Annotated in this window: 16 protein-coding genes, 1 tRNA gene and 1 pseudogene; 13 read left to right on the top strand and 5 right to left on the bottom strand. The window is 64.8% G+C overall.

Annotated elements, in window-relative coordinates:
- Positions 1-108: 108 nt before the first annotated feature.
- Both ACTIIH_RS13025 and ACTIIH_RS13020 read right to left on the bottom strand, forming a co-directional pair.
- Positions 109-606: a GNAT family N-acetyltransferase gene (locus ACTIIH_RS13025; RefSeq protein WP_441452238.1), complete on the bottom strand. Its 498-nt coding sequence runs from the start codon at positions 604-606 to the stop codon at positions 109-111.
- A 485-nt stretch (positions 607-1091) separates the two neighbouring features.
- Entirely contained in the window at positions 1092-1295 is a 204-nt protein-coding gene (locus ACTIIH_RS13020) for a cold-shock protein (protein ID WP_062240453.1), read from the bottom strand.
- A gap of 548 nt (positions 1296-1843) precedes the next feature.
- Here ACTIIH_RS13020 and ACTIIH_RS13015 point away from each other — a divergent pair.
- The 7 genes and pseudogenes from ACTIIH_RS13015 (at position 1844) to ACTIIH_RS12985 (ending at position 10891) form a co-directional block, all read left to right on the top strand.
- Positions 1844-2932 (top strand): LCP family protein, encoded by a 1089-nt coding sequence (locus ACTIIH_RS13015; RefSeq protein ID WP_441452236.1) that lies wholly within the window; start codon positions 1844-1846, stop codon positions 2930-2932.
- Positions 2933-3049: 117 nt separating this feature from the next.
- The gene (locus ACTIIH_RS13010; RefSeq protein ID WP_025776566.1) at positions 3050-3487 is read left to right on the top strand and encodes a thioredoxin family protein; all 438 of its coding nucleotides are present in this window, start codon (positions 3050-3052) and stop codon (positions 3485-3487) included.
- A gap of 62 nt (positions 3488-3549) precedes the next feature.
- Positions 3550-4206, top strand: coding sequence for a class I SAM-dependent methyltransferase (locus tag ACTIIH_RS13005; protein WP_441452234.1), 657 nt, complete (start codon positions 3550-3552; stop codon positions 4204-4206).
- 171 nt (positions 4207-4377) lie between these two features.
- Positions 4378-7548 (top strand): annotated as a pseudogene (gene fdnG, locus ACTIIH_RS13000) (formate dehydrogenase-N subunit alpha); the annotation flags it as partial.
- A 473-nt stretch (positions 7549-8021) separates the two neighbouring features.
- A complete protein-coding gene (locus tag ACTIIH_RS12995) occupies positions 8022-9149 on the top strand; it encodes a 4Fe-4S dicluster domain-containing protein (protein ID WP_441452233.1) in 1128 nt (375 codons plus the stop codon).
- Positions 9146-10366 carry an NrfD/PsrC family molybdoenzyme membrane anchor subunit gene (nrfD, locus tag ACTIIH_RS12990; RefSeq protein WP_441452231.1) on the top strand — a complete coding sequence of 407 codons (1221 nt, stop codon included), beginning with the start codon at positions 9146-9148 and terminating at the stop codon, positions 10364-10366. The genes ACTIIH_RS12995 and nrfD overlap by 4 nt, the downstream gene beginning before the upstream one ends.
- Before the next feature lie 303 nt (positions 10367-10669).
- Positions 10670-10891: a hypothetical protein gene (locus ACTIIH_RS12985; RefSeq protein ID WP_441452229.1), complete on the top strand. Its 222-nt coding sequence runs from the start codon at positions 10670-10672 to the stop codon at positions 10889-10891.
- A 138-nt stretch (positions 10892-11029) separates the two neighbouring features.
- Here ACTIIH_RS12985 and ACTIIH_RS12980 read toward each other — a convergent pair whose 3' ends face one another.
- Both ACTIIH_RS12980 and ACTIIH_RS12975 read right to left on the bottom strand, forming a co-directional pair.
- Positions 11030-12676, bottom strand: a complete 1647-nt coding sequence (locus tag ACTIIH_RS12980; RefSeq protein ID WP_441452227.1) for an amidohydrolase — start codon at positions 12674-12676, stop codon at positions 11030-11032.
- A gap of 82 nt (positions 12677-12758) precedes the next feature.
- Positions 12759-14000: an MFS transporter gene (locus tag ACTIIH_RS12975; RefSeq protein ID WP_441452226.1), complete on the bottom strand. Its 1242-nt coding sequence runs from the start codon at positions 13998-14000 to the stop codon at positions 12759-12761.
- 130 nt (positions 14001-14130) lie between these two features.
- Here ACTIIH_RS12975 and ACTIIH_RS12970 point away from each other — a divergent pair, with 130 nt between their 5' ends.
- Positions 14131-14757 carry a TetR/AcrR family transcriptional regulator gene (locus tag ACTIIH_RS12970; protein WP_441452224.1) on the top strand — a complete coding sequence of 209 codons (627 nt, stop codon included), beginning with the start codon at positions 14131-14133 and terminating at the stop codon, positions 14755-14757.
- 90 nt (positions 14758-14847) lie between these two features.
- Here the strand turns inward: ACTIIH_RS12970 and selD are convergent, their stop codons facing one another.
- A complete protein-coding gene (selD, locus tag ACTIIH_RS12965) occupies positions 14848-15834 on the bottom strand; it encodes a selenide, water dikinase SelD (protein ID WP_441452222.1) in 987 nt (328 codons plus the stop codon).
- A 125-nt stretch (positions 15835-15959) separates the two neighbouring features.
- On the opposite strand from selD, the gene ACTIIH_RS12960 reads away from it, so the two are divergent.
- The 5 genes from ACTIIH_RS12960 to ACTIIH_RS12940 all read left to right on the top strand — a co-directional run bounded on the left by ACTIIH_RS12960 (position 15960) and on the right by ACTIIH_RS12940 (position 21605).
- Positions 15960-16054: transfer RNA gene (locus ACTIIH_RS12960), tRNA-Sec, on the top strand.
- Positions 16055-16117: 63 nt separating this feature from the next.
- Positions 16118-17437, top strand: a complete 1320-nt coding sequence (selA, locus tag ACTIIH_RS12955; protein ID WP_441452220.1) for an L-seryl-tRNA(Sec) selenium transferase — start codon at positions 16118-16120, stop codon at positions 17435-17437.
- A complete protein-coding gene (gene selB / locus ACTIIH_RS12950) occupies positions 17430-19367 on the top strand; it encodes a selenocysteine-specific translation elongation factor (protein ID WP_441452218.1) in 1938 nt (645 codons plus the stop codon). Before selA ends, selB begins: the two co-directional genes overlap by 8 nt.
- Positions 19368-19693: 326 nt before the next feature.
- Positions 19694-21070 carry an NAD-dependent succinate-semialdehyde dehydrogenase gene (locus tag ACTIIH_RS12945; RefSeq protein ID WP_441452217.1) on the top strand — a complete coding sequence of 459 codons (1377 nt, stop codon included), beginning with the start codon at positions 19694-19696 and terminating at the stop codon, positions 21068-21070.
- Positions 21071-21167: 97 nt separating this feature from the next.
- Positions 21168-21605, top strand: a complete 438-nt coding sequence (locus ACTIIH_RS12940; protein WP_441452215.1) for a helix-turn-helix domain-containing protein — start codon at positions 21168-21170, stop codon at positions 21603-21605.
- Positions 21606-21700: the final 95 nt, after the last annotated feature.

Genomic DNA, 21700 nt, shown 5'->3' with positions numbered 1-21700 from the left:
TGGTGTCAGCAATGTGTTGAGACAGGTTGTAAGCAAGGTAGTGAGACAGCACAGCCCAGCAACCTGGCGCCAGGTTGCTGGGCCGCCCTCGGGTAGTAATTGGGGCGATCACAGGTCCAGGGAGAACACCTCGTGGACCGGGGACTTGTGTCGGAGTTCGGGGTTGCGCTGCATTCCGAGCTTCTCGGCCACACGCCGCGACGGTCGATTGTCGCGGTGGATGATGGCGGTCAGCATTGCAGCGACCTCGAGCTCTCGAGCGTGATCGACGCAGGCCAGAGCCGCCTCGGTGGCGAACCCCTTGCCTTGGGCGGACGGCTTCACATGAAAACCGACCTCAAGGTGTGGTGTGCCGTTGACGGTCTGCCACGTCAGCCCGCAGTCGCCGAGGAACTCACCTTTGTGTGTTTCCACGATCCACAGTCCGAACCCGTGTTCGGCGTAATTGCGTCGATTCCAGCGGATCCACTCAGCCGCCTCGGTGCGGTCCTTGGGGTGAGGGTAATACTCCATCACTCGCAGATCGCCGAGGAGGGCGGCCATATCGTCGAGATCGTCGTCGGTCATCTCCCGCAGGCGCAGACGGGCAGTGTCGCGGGGCGGCATGAGTTCAGGATAACCGGGCGAGCCGACGTGCGTGGGGCTGCCGGAGTGTTCAGCTTGATCGGCGTCGCCGGCGATCACGAATGACCGCGAGTGTCGTGGCGGTGATCAGCAGAACGAGGGCCAAGAGCCACAGAAACCCGGCAATGTCATGGAACGGGGCCGCCTGGGAACTCAGTATGCAGGCAGCAGCGAGCAGGATGAACGCGACGATCCAACGGGTGAGTCCCTTGTGCTGCATCGCTCCTCCGATGTGACGGTCTATGATCGTTGGCACCGACGTTAGATAGAGCAAAGGAGCTTGTCAATAGAAGCTCTTGGCTCTCCCGAAACTACCCGAGGGCGGCCCAGCAACCTCGCGCCAGGTTGCTGGGCCGCCGTCAGGTAGCAATTGGGGAGATGACAGCGACCCTGCGTTCACACCAAGTGGGTGAACGCAGGGTCGCTGGTGAATCTCAGAAGTCTCTAGGTGAGACTCTCAAAGAGTCTCAGAGGCCGCGGACGCGGGTCGCCTGCAGGCCCTTGGAGCCCATCTCAGAGTCGAACTCGACGTTCTGACCCTCGGTGAGCTCGCGGTAGCCGGAGGCTTCGATCGCGGAGAAGTGAGTGAACACGTCAGCCGAACCGTCGTCAGGCTGGATGAATCCGAAACCCTTTTCCGCGTTGAACCATTTCACGGTACCTGTTGCCATAATCTTTGTATCCTTATTTTTAACTGACGACCGCTGCTGCGATCGTGATGGTCGAACCCATTGCTGGATCCGGCTTTCCCGCTGGCTGGACTGGATCTTCAGACGCAGATCCAACGAAAATCTGTGGGTGAACCGAGGACTCGGAATCGCTGGTGAGGATGAGTTCTCTGATGTGAGGTCTCTGTTTCAGACGAAATCGCGGGGATACTCGGTTTCGATCATGCACTCGAAGGTGCTGGACGGAAGTCGTCAGACGACTGAACTGGGAAAAATCATGAGGGGCGCGGAAGGCAGACACGCGCCGACGGGCAAACACATGGTGACGAGCGAATCTACCTGCTCTTGATACACCATCTGCTCCGCACATTACTGAGCGAGAACAGTTCCAGCATAACAGAGTGATCGCTCTACTGGTGATTTCGGCCGAATGATTTCAGTCGAGAGATGGAACACAGTGATGTGCACTCGACCGCACAGATGTTTAGGATTGTATACATTCCGTTTTGTACGCAATCCGCCGTGCCCCCGGACGCAGGAGCACCGGAACCGTGGACAACCGAGAAACACCGCCGCCAGGACCCCGCCGACAGCGACGACTTGCCGCGAAGTACCGGCGCCAGCGCACCTTCGTCGCCGTGGCCGCGGTCCTCATCATCGGTGCCCCCGTGACGATCGCGGTGGCGGTGCACAACCTCGGCGCGAATATCACCTCGTCCCCGCGGCGCGCCCACGGCGGCGACGTTCCGGAGAAGCTCACCGACGAGACGAACGTCCTCATCATCGGATCCGACACCCGCGATCTCGACTCGGCGAAGGATGCCTCCGATGGCTCGGGCACAGGTGAAGGCGCGAACTCCGGGGCTGCCTCGGCGCAAGGATTCGGCGGCGCTGAGGGTGCCCGCAGCGATGCGATGATCCTCGCTCACGTCGCCGCCGACGGCGGCCGCATCGACGCCGTACAGATCCCACGTGACACGATCATGGACATACCCGACTGCGACGACACCGGCCACGGCGCATCAGCGCCCACGCACGGAATGGTCAACTCGGCCCTCAACGCGGGTCCGGCCTGCTCCGTATCAGCGGCGGAGGAACTCACAGGGGTGCGCGTCGACCACTTCATCAACGTCGACCTCGACGGATTCTCAGCGATCGTCGACGCGCTCGACGGGATCACCGTCGACCTCGACGAACCTCTCAACGACCCGAAGGCGAACCTCGACCTGCCCGCCGGCCACCAGACGATCGGCGGAGACGACGCCCTCGCCCTGGCCCGGACACGGCACGCCGTGGGCGATGGCAGCGACATCTCACAGATGGGCAACCAGCAGATGGTCATGGAGGCCATCATCGACCGTGCCAAGAGCGGCCAGGTCCTCACCCGGCCCGACCGCCTCTACGGATTCCTCGACGCTGTGACCTCGACGATCGGCGTCGACGACGAACTCGACTCGATGCGAGCGCTCGCCTCCCTGGCCACGACAGTGGCTTCCGTGCCCGAGGACGACATCACCTTCGAGATCATGCCCTGGACGGCGGCGCCGGAGGGCCCCAACCGAGTGGTCAAATCCGCCGAGGCGGACGACGTGTTCACCGCCATCATCGACGACGAACCGATCGCCGACCTCGAGGGCTGAACCGAATCGGGCCGTCGCCGGCTGCGGCAGCGCTGGTTGCCCCGGCTGAAGCGGGCAGGAAGTCGTCGATGACCTCCGTCCAGACGATATTCATCCGCGGCTCCTAGACTGGGTGGCATGTCTACGATCGAAATCACGCAAGACAACTTCGAGTCGACCATCAACGACAACGAGATCATCCTCCTCGACTTCTGGGCCGATTGGTGCGGCCCCTGCAAGCAGTTCGCCCCGGTCTACGAGCAGGCCGCCGAGGCCAACCCCGACATCGTCTTCGGCAAGATCGACACCGAAGCCCAACAGCAGCTGGCCGGACTCTTCTCGATCACCTCCATCCCGACCCTCGTCGCCTTCCGCCAGGGCATCGTCGTCTTCGCCCAGCCCGGCGCGCTCGCCGCCCCGCAGCTCGAACAGGTCATCACCGCCGTCAAGGGACTCGACATGGACGAGGTCCGTGCCGAACTGGCCAAGCAGGAAGCCGCCGCGGCCGCCGAGACCGACGGTGCAGACGGTGCCGCCCCCGATTCGATCCCTGCCGATCCGGGCGTCGACAAGTGACAGCGACCAGCAGCCACAACGATCACACCCACTCAGACAGAACCGACGCAGGCAATACCGGCGTGCCCGATTCCGTGGCTGCCTGGGAAGAGCGCTACGCCGAGGCCGACGACGCAATCTGGTCCGGAAACCCGAACGAGGCTCTCGTCGCCGTCGTCTCCGAGATGACCCCCGGCCGCGTCCTCGACGTCGGCTGCGGTGAGGGCGCCGACATCGTCTGGATGGCCGAGAACGGCTGGGACGCCACCGGCATCGACCTGTCGACCACAGCCATCGACCGTGCCCGCCGGGCCGCCGAATCCCGCGGAGCCTCCGCCGAGTTCGCCGTCGCCGACGTCTCCACCTGGGAACCGGAGGACCCCGATCGCCGAGGTGGCTTCGACCTCGTCACCGGATCTTTCCTCCACACCCGGTTGCCCGACACCCGGGAAGAACTGCTCACCCGCGTCGCCGCGCACGTGGCACCGGGCGGGGCCCTCCTCCTCGTCTCCCACGCGACGATGCCGCCGTGGGCCGCCGAACACAGCGAGAAGTTCGAACACGGCATGGACCACCACCATGAACTGGTCAGCCCGAACGGAGACTTCGCCCTTCTCATCGGCGCCAGCCCGCACCGCTGGGAGATCGAACTCGCCGACACCCGCTCCCGAGAGGTGACCTCCCCGTCGGGCGAACCCGCCGAACTCGAGGACGCGATCCTCCTGGCCCGCCGGATCTGAACTCAGCCAACGCAGAGACCCGGACCCGGAACCCAGCACCGAGGCGGCTGCGTGGTCGATCAAGACCGCGCAGCCGCCTCGGCGAACCGGGCATTCCCAGCCCCTGAGGCCCAATCGAAGACCCGGTCTCACCTGGTGCATTTCCGCCCCGTGAGGGGCTAAGGTGGTGCCATGGCTCGGTTCAGCTTCCTCGAGTGGCCGGTACTCCGGCAGCTGCGCACGTCGGATAAGACGGGACGCGGCGAATCCGTCGTGTCCCAGCAGACTCGGGACACCACTCCACGCACGGTCACGGCCGACAAGGTCGTCCAATCCGTGTGCCCGTACTGCGCCGTCGGCTGCGGGCAGAAGATCTTCGTCAAGGATGACAAGGTCGTGCAGATCGAAGGCGACCCGGACTCACCGATCTCTCGCGGCCGCCTGTGCCCGAAGGGCGCAGCCAGCGAACAGCTGGTCAACGCTCCCGGTCGTGTCACCGACGTCCTCTACAGGGCCCCGAAGGCCAAGGACTGGACGAAGATCGACCTGCCGACCGCGATCGACATGATCGCCGACCGATTCATCGAAGCCCGCCGCAACCACTGGGAGGACTTCGACGACAAAGGCCACCCGCTGAGGCGGACGATGGGCATCGCCAGCCTCGGCGGGGCGACCATCGACAACGAGGAGAACTACCTCGCCAAGAAGCTCTACACCGCGGCCGGGGCGATACAGATCGAGAACCAGGCGCGTATTTGACACTCCGCCACGGTTCCCAGTTTGGGAACCTCGTTCGGGCGCGGCGGCGCCACACAACCCGTCCAGGATATGGCGAATGCGGACTGCATCATCATCCAGGGTTCCAATATGGCCGAGTGCCACCCCGTGGGTTTCCAATGGGTGACCGAGGCCAAGGCCCGTGGTGCCCGCATCATCCACGTCGATCCTCGTTTCACGCGCACCACCGCGATCGCCGATAAGCATGTGCCCATCCGGGCCGGCTCCGACATCGTGCTGCTCGGTGCGCTCATCAACCGTGTGCTCACCGAGGGCCGCTACTTCGACGAGTACGTGCGCGCCTACACCAACGCAGCGAACCTCATCAGCGACGACTACGTCGACACTGAGGATCTCGACGGGCTGTTCTCCGGGTTCGACCCGGACACGAACTCGTACGAGAACTCGACCTGGTCGTACCAGACGGATGAGCACGGTGCTCCGCTGACGGACCCGAGCCTGGAAGACCCGAAGTCGGTCTTCCAGATCTTGCGGCACCACTACTCGCGCTACACGCCTGAGATGGTCGAGGAGAACTGCGGAATCAAACCCGCAGACTTCGACTACCTCTACGAATCGGTGACCGAGAACTCGGGCCGGGAACGGACCACGTGCTTCGCCTACGCGGTCGGCTGGACCCAGCACAGCCTCGGCGCGCAATTCATCCGCACCGCCTCGATCCTCCAGCTCCTGCTGGGCAACATGGGCCGACCCGGCGGTGGAATCATGGCGCTGCGCGGGCACGCGACGATCCAGGGATCGACCGATATCCCGACCCTGTTCAATCTGCTGCCCGGCTACCTGCCGATGCCCAGCGCCGGGGTCCACGACGCCTTCGACGATTACGTCGCAGCCGTGGGCACCCCGGAGACCCATAAGGGCTACTGGGCCAACGGCCGTGCCTACGCCACCAGCCTGCTCAAGGCCTGGTGGGGCGATGCGGCGACGAAGGACAACGACTTCGCCTTCGACTATCTGCCGCGCATCAACGGCGCCCACGGCACCTATCAGACCGCGGTGCGGATGCTCAACGACGGCGTCGACGGATACTTCCTGCTTGGGCAGAACCCGGCCGTGGGCTCGGCCAACGGGCGCATGCAGCGCATGGCGATGAGCCACCTGAAGTGGATGGTCGTCCGTGACTTCAGCCTCATCGAATCCGCCACCTGGTGGAAGGACGGCCCCGAGATCGAGACCGGGGAGCTGAAGACCGAGGACATCGACACCGAGATGTTCTTCCTTCCCGCGGCCAACCACACGGAGAAGGCCGGCACGTTCACGCAGACCCAGCGTCTCGTGCAGTGGCGTCACAAGGCTGTCAACCCGCCGGGAGACGCACAGAGCGAGCTCGACTTCTTCTATGAGCTCGGCCAAGCCGTGCGCGAGAAGCTGAAAGACTCCGACGACCCCCGCGATCGTCCGCTGCTCGACATGACCTGGGACTACCCGGTCGACGAGGAGGGCGAAGTCGACGCCGAGGCGGTCGTCAGGGAGATCAACGGCTACTTCATCGGCGGCGACCGCGACGGCGAGCCCTTGGACAACTTCAACCAGATGACCGACGACGGGGCCACCGCCGGAGGCTGCTGGATCTACGCCGGCGTCTATGCCGGTGGCCAGAACATGGCCGCCCGCCGCAAACCGCGGGATGAGCAGGACGAAACCGCCGCCGAATGGGCGTGGGCCTGGCCGGCGAACCGCCGGATCCTGTACAACCGTGCCTCGGCCGCACCGGACGGTACTCCCTGGTCGGAGCGGAAGAAGTTCGTGTGGTGGGACGACGAGGCCGGGAAGTGGACGGGCAAGGACGTGCCCGACTTCCCGATCGACCGTGCACCCGCCGCCCGATCGGATGCCGCCTACGGCGGACCCGCCCACCTGGACGGCGACGATCCGTTCGTCATGCAGGCCGATGGAAAGGGGTGGCTGTTCGCGCCCAGCGGCATGGTCGACGGTCCGATGCCCACACACTACGAGCCGCAGGAATCGACGGTCGTCAACCCGCTGTATGCGCAGCAGAACAGCCCGACCCGGATGGTCATGCGCCGTGAGGACAACCTGTCCGCACCCGGTGCCGGGGTGCCCGGATCCGAGGTCTTCCCCTACGTGTTCACGACCTACCGGCTCACCGAGCACCACACCGCCGGAGGCATGTCCCGGTGGCTGCCGTACCTGTCGGAGCTGCAGCCGGAGATGTTCTGCGAGATCTCACCGGAACTCGCCGCCGAGGTGGGACTCGAGCCCTACGGTTGGGCCACCCTGGTCTCCCCGCGGGCGGCCATCGAGGCCCGTGTGCTCGTGACGAAGCGGATGACTCCGCTGACGATCGGCGGGAAGACCGTCCACCAGATCGGTCTGCCCTACCACTGGGGCGTGGGCGGTGAGGGTGCCGTCGTCGAGGGCGATTCCGCCAACGACCTGCTCGGAGTGACGATGGACCCCAACGTCTACATCCAGAACAGCAAATACGTGGCCGGCACGATCGTGCCGGGTCGGCGTCCCCGCGGACCGGAACTCGTCGACTTCGTCGAGAAGTACCAGCGAGAGGCCGGGCTCAGTCCCGAATCCGGAAACCAGCAGGTCACGGTGACCGCCGAGGATGTCGCGGCCGCCCATGGCACCGGGCAGGGCCGCAGCGCCGGTGGGCACGCTCACCGAGGCGGCGACTCGGCCGTCGGCGTCACCCCGGGCAGGACCCTGGACGGGGGACGGGATGGAGCCTCCGATCGTGACGGCACGACCGCCTCGGCGGGGGGATCCGGCGAGGGCGACACCGACGCCTCGGCGACGGTCGACAGTGCCGATGATCGCAGCGGTAGGATCACCATCGAACCCACCGAGGCGACCGAACCCGCCGAGCCCACCGAACCTACCGAGACGGCCGTGGCGAACCGCGCCGACGACGGGGACCCCAGCGACGGCGACCCCGACCACGGACGGCACGCCGACGGCAGTGCGATCGCCGAAACCGAGGTGGCCGAGGCCGAAGCTCACGCCCGCGCAGCTCGGGATGGCCAGGCTGACGAGGCGGGCCAGGAGAACGAGGAGGAGGACGACTGATGTCGACACCGACGATCGATGACGGCACGCTCGCGGACGGGCACTGGCACGATTCCGCGCACAGCCGCAAGGGATTCTTCACCGACACCTCGATCTGCATCGGCTGCAAGGCCTGCGAAGTCGCGTGCAAAGAGTGGAACCGCAACCCGCAGGACGGCACCTTCGAACTGCTCGGTTCCTCGTATGACAACACGGGCAGTCTCGGGGCGAACACTTGGCGGCACGTCGCCTTCATCGAACAGGATTCCGAACGCATCGAGAAGGCGAGGGAATCCGGGCGCAAGCTCGTCAATCTCGGCATGCCCACGATCCGCCCGCGCACCGATGAGTCTGCCGCGGCGCAGCCGCTGGACGGGGCCTTGGGTGCGGCGGCGGAGGGCCGGACCTCCGCCGGTCTGCCGACGACGCCTGAGCTGGGCGTCGATCTGCTGGCACCGGGTGCCCTGGAGCCGACCGACCTGTCGAACGTCGACACGACACCCCCGGACACCGCGGACTTCCGCTGGCTGATGTCGTCTGATGTGTGCAAACACTGCACGCACGCCGGCTGCCTCGACGTGTGCCCGACCGGCGCGCTCTTCCGCACCGAATTCGACACCGTCGTCGTCCAGAACGATGTCTGCAACGGCTGTGGAACCTGCGTGGCCGGCTGCCCCTTCGGTGTCATCGAACGCCGCGATGACGGCACGATCAACACCCCCACCGACCGGGATGATCGCAAGGCCGCGGACATGGATGTGCCGAACGCGGGTACCGCGAACAAGTGCACCCTCTGCTACGACCGCCTCGTCGAGGGTCAGGAACCAGCCTGCGCACAGACCTGCCCGACGCAGTCGATCAAGTTCGGCGACCGTCAGGACATGGTCGATCAGGCGCACGACCGTGTGGCCGAACTCCACGCGAAGGGACTGACCGAAGCTCGCCTCTACGGGGCGAACCCGAACGACGGGGTCGGCGGCACCGGATCCGTGTTCCTCCTCCTCGACGAACCCGAGGTCTACGGCCTGCCGCCGGACCCGCGGGTCGCGACGAAGGATCTGCCGAAGATGTACGCCAACGCCGGGATCGCGGCGCTGGGCATGGTCGCCGCGGCCGGACTCGCGTTCCTCGGGAGCCGCCGTTCATGAGCACCTCAAAATACGATTCCTACCGCCCACCCGAGCCGGAAGGCGGACGCAGAAAACGTCGCCGAGGCGGCCGTGGAGGTCCCAGCGGACCTGACGGTTCCGGTGGCCGTCGGGGCGGTCGCGGCGGCAACGGCCGTGGCGGCGGGTGGAAGAACCGCGGTGCCGACGGCAACCGTGAGATGCCCATGGTCGAGGACGTCGAGTTCACGTCCTACTACGGTCGACCGATCGTCAAGGCTCCACCATGGGGCGATGAGATCGGGACGTACCTGTTCCTCGGCGGTCTGGCAGGCGGTTCGTCTCTGTTGGGCTTCGGTGCGCAGCTGACCGACCGGCCCGGTCTGCGCATCGCCTCCCGGATGACTGCAATCGCGGCGACCGGCATCGGTGGTGCCGCTCTCGTGGCCGACCTCGGCAGGCCCGAACGATTCCTCAATATGATGCGCGTCGTCAAAGTCTCGTCGCCGATGAGCTTGGGCACCTGGATCCTCTCGGGCTTCGGCGTCGGATCAGGAGTGACCTTCGCGATCGAACTCGACCGGATCACCGGTGAGAAGCTGCTGCCTCTGGGCCCGCTGCGCAAGGTGCTTCATGCGATGGAGACGCCGGCGGCCGTCGAATCCGCCTTCTTCGCCACGCCGCTGGCCGCATATACCGCTGTGCTTCTCGGGGCGACGGCCGTTCCGACCTGGAACGCCGCTGGCCGCAATGGTCTGCCGTACGTGTTCGTGTCCTCGGCTTCGATGGCCGCCGGAGGCGCTGCGATGGCATTGGCGCCGGTGGCCCAGACCGGCCCGGCCCGACTGCTCGCGCTCACCGGCACCGCCGGAGAGGCCTATGCGATGTCGGCGATGAGGAAGCGCATGCACCCGGCCGAGGTCGATCCGCTGGACGACGGCGAACCGGGCCACAAGCTGCATCGGGCCGAGAAACTGCTCATTGCCGGGGCCGTCGGCACCGCCGCCGTCGAGGTGGGGGCGCGCGTGTTCGCGAAGAAGCTGGGTGGCGGCTGGAAGACGCGTGCTGTTCTGCGGGGGCTGTCCGTCGTTTCCGGTGCAGCCTTGGCAGCCGCCTCGGCGTACACGCGTTTCGGCGTGCTGGAAGCCGGAATCGAATCGACGAAGGACCCCAGGCACGTGGTCGAACCGCAGCGCGCTCGCCTCGAAGAACGTCGGGCTCGCGGCGTCACCGACGACTCCATCACCACCGGGCGGTAGACGCGCGGAGGTTATCCTTCACCGCTCGAGTCGCAGGGCGCCGCTCACCGTGAGCAGCTCTCACCGTTCGTGCTATCGCCTCCCGCTGGTGGCACGTCCTACAGTCCGCTGGGAATCAGTCACCGTTCGTGTCGAAACAACCCTCCGCAACGCGATGGTGTGCGAGGACCGGTGAGGGAGGCTCGAACTCGCTGCGCGAACTTCCCCTGCGAACGACGATTGGTGCCGAAAAGTGCCTCACGAGACAGCATATTCAGCAAACATACTTGCGAAATGAGGATTATTGGGTAGCGTGAGAGATCTATGAAGAAGCTACTCAGGGATCGCCAGAGCATCAAGCTCGGTGTGTTTGTGGCAGTGGCCTCCCCACTGGTCTACTTCGGGATGAGTTTCCTCGGCTGGGGCAACGATTCATTCAATTGGTGGCAGACACTGCTGTTCGGTCTCGTCCAAGGTGCCGTCTTCTGGTTCTTCATGTCCAGCTTCCGCCAGTTCCGCGACGAGGACGTCATCCCACGCCGTTGACGCATGTCACCCCGAGCCGATGACTTATGCCATCACGCGCCGGTTCTGAAGCTCGGCCGATGCCTGTTTGATCCCGTGTGCCCTTTTCAGACTTTCTGAGACACTGCCGGGCTCATCTCCGCTGAGACGCCTACCGGGTTATATCTGGCGAGCTGCCTCCGGACGCAAGTACGCAGAGGCGCCGTTGATGATCGTCGTGAGGACTGCGGCGTCCAGGAGCCGTTCGCTGTCTTCAACGAAAGGATCGACATCGAGCACGACGAGGTTGGCCGGTTCGCCCGCGACGATCTCACCGATACCGGCTCCGCAGAGGCCCGCTCGGGCAGGGTTGCGAGTGAGAGCCTCCAACGCCTGACCGACACCGAAAGCACGCTCCGGGTGATAGGTCTCCGAGCCCGGAGTGAGTGCTGAGCGAGTCGTCATTGCGATGAAGAGGTTGTGGGAAGTTAGATGGGGAGCAGTCGGAGCGTCCGTGCCGAGTGCCAGAGTGACCGCAGCGTCTCTGAACTTGTGCCAGGGAAAGCCGGTCTCCGCGCGGCCGTTGCCGAGGACAGCCATCCAATTCGCCATGATCGCAGGGTCGCAGTGCACTGGCTGCATCGAAGCGATGACATCGAGCTCAGCCATGCGCTCAATGGTCTCGTCAGTCACCGATTCGAGGTGTTCGATCCGGGCTGTCCTCGTCCGAGCTCCGTTGACCCGCACGCACTCTTCGACGAGGTCGAGGGCGATCTCACTCGCATGATCGCCGATCGCATGCATCGCGAGTTCGAGCCCGTGAGAGTCAGCGGCCACCGCCACCGGAGCAGCGGAGCCGAAGGTCCAGATCGCTTCGGCGTGTGAGCCGTCAGCATAGGGTTCGCGCATCGAGGCGGTGCAGGCATCGATCACCCCATCGAGGATGAGCTTCACACCGATGATTCGGAAGTACTCCGCCCCAGGGCCCTGGGCGAACATGTCGCGGACTTCCACCGCTCGCGCGACCGATTCGAGGTCACGCTCGGGCTCGCCAGTCGGTCTGATCAGCCAATAGCCGGTCACCGGGAACGGCAGGCATCCGTCACGGTCGAGTCGACGGCGGAACGCTGCGGCCTCAGCCTCACCCACGGCCATATCGGAAGCGGCAGTCACGCCGTTGTCGATGTAGACCCGGAACGCACTGTCGAGGAAACGGTCTCGGTCGGCATCATTCGTGATGGTTTCGAGGAACGACCATGCATACTCGATCGCGGCAGTTTCGAGCAGGAAGCCCGTGGCCGCACCGGTCTCACCGCGGACGATCTCGCCACCGGTCGGATTCTGAGTCTCCGAATCGATGCCCATAGCGTTCATCGCCGCCGTATTCGCCCAGGCGGAGTGCACATCATTGGAATCCAGGAGTACGGGGATGTCATCGATGATCTCATCGAGCATCGCCGCAGTGGGCCGATCGCCCGGCACAGCATCGAACATCCAGCCTGCACCGAGGATGAATGCGGCCTCCGGCTGTTCACGGCGCCGCTTGAGAAGACGTTCCTGGATCTCGCCGAGATTCCCGCAACCCCGCAGCTCCACCTTGTCGAGTGTCTGACCCAGCATCATCATGTGCGTGTGCGCTTCGACGAAACCGGGGCCGACGAAGCCGCCGGCGAGATCGATGACCTCGGCCGACCCACCCGCGGCTTCGAGCACCGTATCGTGGTCACCCACAGCAAGGATGCGTCCTGCGTCGATGGCCACGGCCTCGTGGATCGGGTTGTGTTCGCGACCGGTGAAGACCGTCGCGTTCGTGAATACTGTGGTCATGATTCCTTCTATGGCGATACTGTGCTAAGGCTCGGGCGGAGGACTCGAGACGAACGGATGAACGGGCGAGCGGGAGAGCTGTTCAGCGTGGAGACTCTTCACTGAGGTAGTTGAGGCTCGACTCCACGCGAGTCGACACCCGGGCGATGAGAACGGTCGGGACGATGAGCACGAAACTGATGATTCCCATCGTGACTCCGAAGGCGGGTATCCCCACCCTGTCGATGAGCCAGGCGCCGATGATCGGAGCGAAACTCGATCCGACTATATAGGCGCCGATGAGTGGACCTGACCAGCTCCCACGTGCGTCGAGCCCGGCTGCAGTCGCCAGGAACAGAACGAAGGCGAATGCGTAGATCGTATTGACGACGACGATGAGCACGGCCAAGGTCTGCGGATCGGTCGTCAGGCCGATCCATATCTTTGTGGCACCTCCGAGCACGAGCGCGATCGCCAGGGGCAGCGCCCGACCGATCCGGCTGCCGCTGAAGATGACGATTGCCATCGCTGCGGCACCGACCCCTGCTGCGGCGCTGAGCGCGAAACCGAGTCCCTGCTCTCCCAGACCGATTGCTCCACCGAGGACTGGGGCGAGCGTCCATACGGCGTCCTCACTGGTTCCCCAGAGTGGGAACACGATGAGCACTCCGATGCCCGCGAGGAGAACCCGTTTGGGGGATTTGGGGGATTTCGCGGCCGAGGCGTCTGCGTCGGTGATGGCGTCGACGCTCGAGTACTGCGGGGTGCTGGGTAGCCAGACCGTGACGATGAGGCTGAGGAAGGACAGCAGCGCGAGCGCACCGAAGACGGTCGTCTGGACGAGGCCGAGCACCGGAATCACCGCGAGAACCACCATGACGAGAAGACGATTCACGACACCGCTGGCGGCGCTGACCCGGTTCGGGTTGCGCAGTGCCGCAATAGCCGCGCCGGAAGCCGAGATCGCAGTGCCGACGCCGATGGACCCGATGATGAAACCAGTGACGACGAGGTTCGGCTGCGCGTTGAGCGCAGCGAAGAGAAACCCTACGACGGCGACGACGAGTCCGCTTGCGGCCAGGGTGCGTCGATGAGCTCCCGCTGCAGCCCGAGAAGTGCTGAGTCCCACCACGGCCGAGGCGAACAGCCCCCAAGTGAGGATATTGCCCGATGCGACGACGTCGAAGCCGACCTGTTCGAGCACCGACATGATGAGCGGTGCGAGATTGGCCATCATGAGCCCCGCGAGCGAGACGAGGAAGACGGCGGTTCCGTTGAGCGGCTGGAGACGGACACGCGGATCATCGGTGGCGGTCATCGGCTGTGACGCTGAGAGAGAACTCATGGGTGGCCCCTTTGCCAGAATTGAAGTTTACGAATAAACGAAAAGTTTTCGGTTACATAGAATGGTGCACGCACCGAAAGAACTTGTCAATCCATTCGAGCACCTCGACCGACCAAGGAAAGAGCGTTAGATGGCACGACCGATTTCACCGATCCTCAGCCGGGAGAACATCGCGCGGGCAGCGATAGAGATGATCGATGCGGGCGAAGAGCTGCGGATACAGCCTCTGGCGAAGAAGCTCGGCGTCAGTCTGTCGTCGCTCTATCATCATGTGGATGGCCGCGACGGCATCATCCACGCGATGCGAGAGGTGCTCAGCGGCGACTATGCCTTCAGCGCTCCGAGGCAGGGACAGTGGAAGGACGTTCTGAAAGAGGGTGTGCACTCCCTCTGGCGACTGTACTCGGACCACCCTCGAGTCATGATCCACCTGCTCGGTGTGACAATCGATGAACCCGACACGCTCAGCCTTTACGAAGCCCTGGTCGAAGCTCTGCGGCAGGCGGGCCTGCCGGATGAGGAGCTGCTGACGACCCTGGAGGTCCTTGATGCCTTCGCTTTCGGGGTCGCTCTCGATGCGCTGTCTCCGATGAACATCTTTGCACCCGAAGAGTCGGATTCACCGCTGACGAAACTTCTCCGATCCCATCCGACGGACCGTGAGCGCAACCAGCGCCTCTACGACCAGGGGCTTGAGATCATCCTCTCGGGAATCGAATACCGTGTCCGACAGCGGCCGGCGCATCCGGGCACATGAACTCCACGCGGACGGTCCGCGTTACCGCGCACGCCCGAACCGGCGACCATCGCGCGCACGGCCCGCGTCACCCCACGCCGATGACCCGTCTCACCGCACGTGCACGCCCGAGCCGGCGACGATCTCGCCGATGATCGGGTGACCGGGCAGTTCACCGACGACGAGCAGCCCACCGGAGGTCTGCGCATCGGCCAGAAGCAGCAGGTCATCCTCGGTCACAGAATCGTCTGCGGTGAGATGCGGCCGCACCCAGTCGAGGTTTCGCCTGGTCCCACCGGACACAAAACCGTCAGCGATCGACTCATCGACGCCGTCGAGGCGGGGCACTGCAGCCGCATCGATGACGGCTCCGACGCCCGAGGCTCGCACCATCTTGAACAGATGCCCGAGCAGGCCGAAACCGGTGACATCCGTGGCCGCCCGTACACCAGCAGCCACGGCCGCTCGCGACGCTTCGGCATTGAGTGAAGTCATCGTGGCGATGGCCTCGTCGAATCGATCACCCGTGACCTTGTGCCGGTTGTTGAGGATCCCCACCCCGATCGGCTTGGTCAATGTCAGGGGCAGCCCCGCCTCGGCTGCGTCATTGCGCATGAGCTCCTCCGGGTGGGCCACACCGGTCACGGCCATGCCGTACTTCGGTTCGGGATCGTCGATCGAATGTCCGCCGGCGACGGGGCAGTTCGCCTGCGCTGCCACGTCGAGTCCGCCGCGCAGAACCTCGGTGAGCAGCTCCATCGGCAGCTTCTCCCGCGGCCACCCGACGAGGTTGATCGCCGTCACCGGGGTCCCGCCCATCGCGTAGATGTCGGAGAGCGCGTTGGCCGCAGCGATCCGACCCCAGTCGTAAGCATCGTCGACGACGGGAGTGAAGAAGTCCGCCGTCGAGAGCACCGCAAGGTCGTCACGGACCCGCACCGCCGAGGCATCATCACCGTCATCGAGGCCGACTAGGACGTCTGGACCGGACTGACCGACCAGCCCGCGCACCGCGTCCTCGAGTTCACCCGGCGGGATCTTGCACGCACATCCTCCACCGTGGGCGAACGAGGTCAGACGGTCCTGCATCTCAGTCATACCCGGAGACTAACACTCACGTGACGAGACCGTCACCACGTCCGATGGGCTTGCACATCGAGAAGAGCGACCTGCACCGCGCTCTGCTGTGAGCACTCGCCCACGCCCGCGATAGGATGACCGATGGAGGCGTCCGTGTCCTGGTGGGCGCCCTGGTCTTCAAAACCAGTGAGACCGAGTATCTCGGTCTGGCGGGTTCGATTCCCGTCCGCCTCCGCCAACCGTTCTGCGGTCCCGCCGACTCAGCGGCGCCGCGGTGACCCTGGACCGAGGAGGCCGCCCCATGGTCGATCCCGACCCGCGTCGATCCATTCCGCGCACGGATCACCTCCTCGCCCTTCCCGAAGTCATCGCCGCAGGTGAGCACCTCAACCAGGCGACCATCAAAGCGATCATCTCCGAAGTGCAGACCGCTGCGAGAGCCGGTGAGATCCCCGTCGCCGAGGTGGCCCCCACCATCACCTCCAAGCTCGGTTTCCTTTCGGCCTCCTCCCTGACCCCGGTGCTCAACGCCACCGGTATCCTCGTCCACACGAACCTCGGCCGGGCACCGCTGTCACCTGCGGCAACCCAGGCGATCACCGAGGCGGCTGGCTATGTCGACGTCGAAATGGACCTCGGCACCGGCAAACGCAGCAAGCGGGGAACCGGAGCGAAAGCCGCACTCTTGCGGGCCTGCCCGGCAGCCGAGGACGCCCTCATCGTCAACAACGGTGCGGCCGCCCTGCTGCTGGCCGTCACTGCGGTGCTCGGCCGCAGCGCAGGTTCCGGCGAGATCATCATCAGCCGCGGCGAACTCATCGAGATCGGCGCCGGCTTCCGCCTCACCGACCTCATGACCACCACCGGCGCCAGGCTGCGTGAAGTCGGCACGACGAACCGGACGCACCTGGCCGATTACGCCGACGCCATCAGCGACGACACGTCCTGCCTGCTCAAGGTGCACACGAGCAACTTCCGCGTCGAAGGTTTCACCTCCTCCGTCGAGGTCGCTGACCTGCATAGACTCGCCGAGGAGCATGACCTGCCGCTCATCGTCGACCTCGGCTCCGGACTCTTCACCCCCGACCCGGCCCTGCCCGACGAACCCGACATCGACACCGCCCTACGCGCCGGTGCCGACCTCGTCATCGTCTCCGGCGACAAACTCCTCGGCGGCCCGCAGGCCGGCCTCATCCTCGGTCGCGCCGAAGCGGTGCAGACACTGGCCAAACACCCTCTGGCCAGAGCGCTGCGCACGGACAAGCTCACCCTCGCCGCCCTCGAAGTCACGATCACGCACACGGCGAACCCGATCCACGACGCCCTCCACATCGACGCAGATCACCTGCGGAAACGCACCGAAGTCCTCGCCGCAGCGGTCGGTGCCACGGTCGTCGAACACGATGGCCGCGTCGGCGGCGGGGGAGCCCCCGGGGTGCCCCTGCCCGGCTGGGCCGTCGAGCTGCCCGACGACTGTGCCGAACCGCTGCGCCTCGGCGATCCCGCGATCGTCGCCCGCGTCCATCAGGGACGATGCCTCGTCGACCTGCGCTGCGTACCCGAAAGCGATGATCGACGGGTCGCCGAGGCCATCAAGCGAGTCCGTGGCCGCCATGTCTGAAACACCGCACGGCTCCGCGCACGCGACCCCGGGTACTTTCGTCATCGCTACCGCGGGGCACGTCGACCACGGGAAGTCGACGCTGGTGAGCGCCCTGACCGGGATGGAACCCGACCGTTGGGCCGAGGAGAAGAAGCGCGGACTGACCATCGACCTCGGTTTCGCCTGGACCACCTTGCCCTCGGGACGCGAACTCGCCTTCGTCGACGTTCCGGGGCACGAGAAATTCCTCGCGAACATGCTCGCCGGACTCGGCCCCGCCCCCACCGCCTGCTTCGTCATCGCTGCCGACAAGGGCTGGCAAGCCCAATCGAGCGACCATCGCGACGCGATCAATGCGCTCGGCATCACCCAGGGCCTCGTCGTCATCACCCGTGCCGACCTCGCCCCCGACTCCGTCGAGACCACTCACGCCCAGGTCAGCGCTCAACTGCGGGGAACAAGCCTCGAACACGCTCCGATCGTCACCGTCTCGGCGACGACCGGAGAAGGCCTGCCCGAACTCATCAGCGTCCTCGACGAGGTCACGGCCACGGCCGATCCGCCGACCACCTCGGGGAGGGTGCGACTGTGGATCGACCGAGCCTTCACCATTAGGGGAGCCGGCACGGTCGTCACCGGGACCCTCACGGCAGGCACCCTGACCACGGGCGACAGTGTCGAGCTGCGCGGAGAGACCATCGACCGGACCGTGGGCGTGCGCGGTCTGCAGTCCCGGAATTCCACCACCACCGAGGTGGTCCCGCAGGCCCGCGTGGCCGTCAACCTCCGCGACGTCCCCGCCGACGACCTCCACCGCGGCGACGCCCTGCTCACCAGCGGGGCCTGGCCGATCGTCGATGCGATCGATGTGCGCCGCACCATGGGCGAGGCCCTCGATACCGGCATCCACGAACTCATGGCCCATATCGGCACCGCCGCCGTGCCCGCCCGGCTGCGACCCTTCGACGCGAAACACGCCCGGCTCACCCTCGATCGGCCCCTTCCGCTGCAGGTCAGCGACCGGATCGTGCTTCGCGCCCCGGGCAGCCGCAACGTCTTCGCAGGCCTCCTCGTGCTCGATGTCGATCCGCCCGAACTGTCCCGACGAGGTGACAGCGCCAGGCGGGCTCGGGAGCTCGCCGAACGACCCGTCGCAGGCGATGTCCTCGCCGAGGTGGCCCGCCGCGGAGCCGTCGAACGCACCGTCCTCACCCGGTTCGGTCTACAGGTTCCCGATGACGAGGGTCTGCCCGCCGACGTTGAGGATGTGGGCGGCTGGCTCGTCCACTCGCCGACGCTGACCGCTTGGGTCGAGGCGACGAACTCCCTGGTCAGCCGCGAGCTGGCCGCCTCGCCGATGGCCGCGGGAGTGCCCTTCAAGGCCGTCGCCGAGACACTGCGCCGAGCTTCGGACTCCGATCGAAGGCCTGGTGGCAAGACCACGAGCGATGCCACGTCGGCAGCGCACGCTGGGCCGACTCTGCCCCTGCCCAAAGGCACGGACGCCGCGACTCGCCGACTGCTCAACCAGGTCATCTCCCGCGCCGGACTCGAAGCCGTCGACGGAATGGTTCGCCCGCCCGGGCATACCGCGGGACTCGGTGCCGCCGAATCCGGGATCGCCGAGATCGAACGTCGACTCGCATCCGACCCGTTCGCCGCACCGGAAGTCGATGACCTGCGCGAACTCGGTCTCGGAGCGCGGGAGCTCGCGGTCGCCGAGAAGGCGGGACGGATACTGCGCCTCGGCGACGGAATCATCGTGTCCCTGCGCACCCCCGCGCAGGCGATGCGGATCCTCGCCGGTCTCGACCAACCCTTCACCACAAGCCAGGCGAGGCAGGCGCTGGGGACGACCCGACGCGTCGTCATCCCCCTGCTCGAACACCTCGACGGCCGGGGCTGGACGCGCCGACTCGACACCACACACCGCGAAGTCGTGCGCTGAGGACGGTCACGGCACCATCGGTCGGGTGGGCACGACGACGAAACGATGTCCTCGTCGGTGGGCGGCCGCCTCGGCGAAATTCCGTGACCTGTATTACGATCATGTCGGAATGATCGTTCGCGCCGTTTCCGGTGCTTCCGTCGATGGTATGGGTGATAACTGACTGCGGTGATGGGGCCGCAGCGACGCCATTCATCGCCTCATGCTCCCCATATCCGGGCGTGCTGCCCTGGTCGCAGCACTGACCGCCCACCAGAAATCCTCACCATTGACCGTCTCCGGTCGCGCAGATGCGATTCCGACCGGAGACTTCCGAAGGAGCAACTATGTCGAACTATCGTGTTGAGAATCCCGCCACCGGCGAAATCCTCGAGACCTTCCCCGAGGCAACGAATGCCGAGATCGAGTCCACCGTGACTGCCGCCCACTCCACGTACCTGACGTGGAAGGACACCGATATTCAGGAGCGGGCGTCGGTTGTGCGCAGGGCTGCGGAGATCTTCCATGAGCGCAAGGACGAACTCGCCCGGACCATCTCTGTTGAGATGGGCAAGTCGTATGCTGAGTCTGTTGACGAGGTCGAGTTCGCTGCCGACATCATCGACTACTACGGCGTCCACGGTCCCAGTCTGGTCACGGATTATCAGATCCCGTCGACCATCCCCGGTACCGCTCGGATCGAGTCTCTGCCGGTCGGTGCTCTGCTGGGTGTGATGCCGTGGAACTTCCCTTACTACCAGGTGGCCCGGTTCGCTGCCCCGAATCTGGTGTTGGGTAATACGATCATGCTCAAACATGCTGACATCTGTGGGCGGTCGGCACTGTTGATCGAGGAGATCTTCCTCGCCGCCGGTGTCCCTGCCGGCGGATATAGCCACTTGTTTGCCAACCATGATCAGATCGCCTCGGTCATTGCTGACTCCCGGGTTCAGGGAGTGTCGTTGACCGGATCGGAACGGGCGGGTGCGATCATCGGTGCCCAGGCCGGTCAGAACCTCAAGAAGGCTGTGCTCGAGCTTGGTGGCATCGATCCGATGGTCGTCCTCGACGCCGACGATGTGGCGGCGGTGGCGCGTGAGGCGTGGGAGTTTCGGACGTATAACGCCGGACAAGTCTGCAACTCGAACAAACGGCTGATCGTCATGGATGACATCTATGACGACTTCGTTGCCGAACTCGTGCGATTGGGTACCGGACTCGCCCCGGGGGATCCGATGAGTCTGGGTGAGGGTGAGTATGTGCCTCTGTCGTCGCGTGCTGCTGCCGAAACCGTTGATGCGCAGGTGAAGAAGGCCGTTGCTGAAGGTGCTCGGGTGCTTATCGGCGGTAAGCTGGGAGAGGGCTCGGCGGCGTATTATGCGCCGACTGTGTTGGTTGATGTGCCCAGGGATTCCGAGTCGTATGGGGAGGAGATCTTCGGACCCGTGGCCACTGTGTTCAAGGTCAGCAGTGACGAGGAAGCGCTCGACTTGGCGAACGATTGTGCCCTTGGTTTGGGTGGGTCGGTGTTCTCGACTGATGAGGGCCGTGCTGATCGTGTGGCTGCTCGTCTTGAGGTGGGGATGACGCATGTGAACACGATTGCGGCGGAGGCGGCTGAGTTGCCGTTCGGTGGGGTGAAGCGGTCTGGTTTCGGTCGTGAGATGGGTCCGATCGGGATGGGCGAGTTCGTCAATAAGCGCCTCCACTTCATCGCGAAATAAGAGTTCGAGGCGAAATTCATTGCAGCCTTTCACTTATAAGTGAAAGGCTGGTATCGTTGTTATGTAGCTATAGAAGTAGACCCGGGAAGGGGTGACTATGTCAGCGTTAGCTTCTTCCGAGCGAATTGCAATCAGCGATCAGACTGTGAAGGATGCCCAGGAAACTGTCGTACCCAATGAAGCTTCGCTTGTGCTCCGTTTTGCAGATGGAGAAGAAGCGGAACTTCCGACCAGTATCCAGACGACACTATTGCATGCCCTGAAGGTGATCGCAGAACAAGGCTCCGTCTCGATCGGGCAGCTTCCGACGGAACTAACTAGTACGGTAGCAGCGGACATGCTGAGCATTTCGAGGCCAACCCTCATGAAATGGGTCGATGAAGGTCGAATCGACTCGTTCAAGAAAGGGTCGCATACGCGCTTCCGTAGAGATGACGTATTGGATCTTCGAAAGCGTAATGCGGCTGCCCGTCAATCCGCTTTCGACGCACTGCGTAAGTTGGACGAGGAGCACGAAGAGTTCCTCACTGACTGAGATGGATTACTGACTGGCTGGAGTGGGTGCGCTCACTCCAGCTAGGGCGTGTCTCCTTTATTGACCATTCCAGGACTGGCACGGTGGAGACGTGA

Origin of the sequence: Brevibacterium sp. (genome assembly GCF_052105255.1) — a bacterium.
GTDB classification, from domain to species: domain Bacteria; phylum Actinomycetota; class Actinomycetes; order Actinomycetales; family Brevibacteriaceae; genus Brevibacterium; species Brevibacterium linens_B.
Note: the sequence above shows the minus strand (reverse complement) of the source record. Positions and strands in the feature narration are given on the sequence as shown.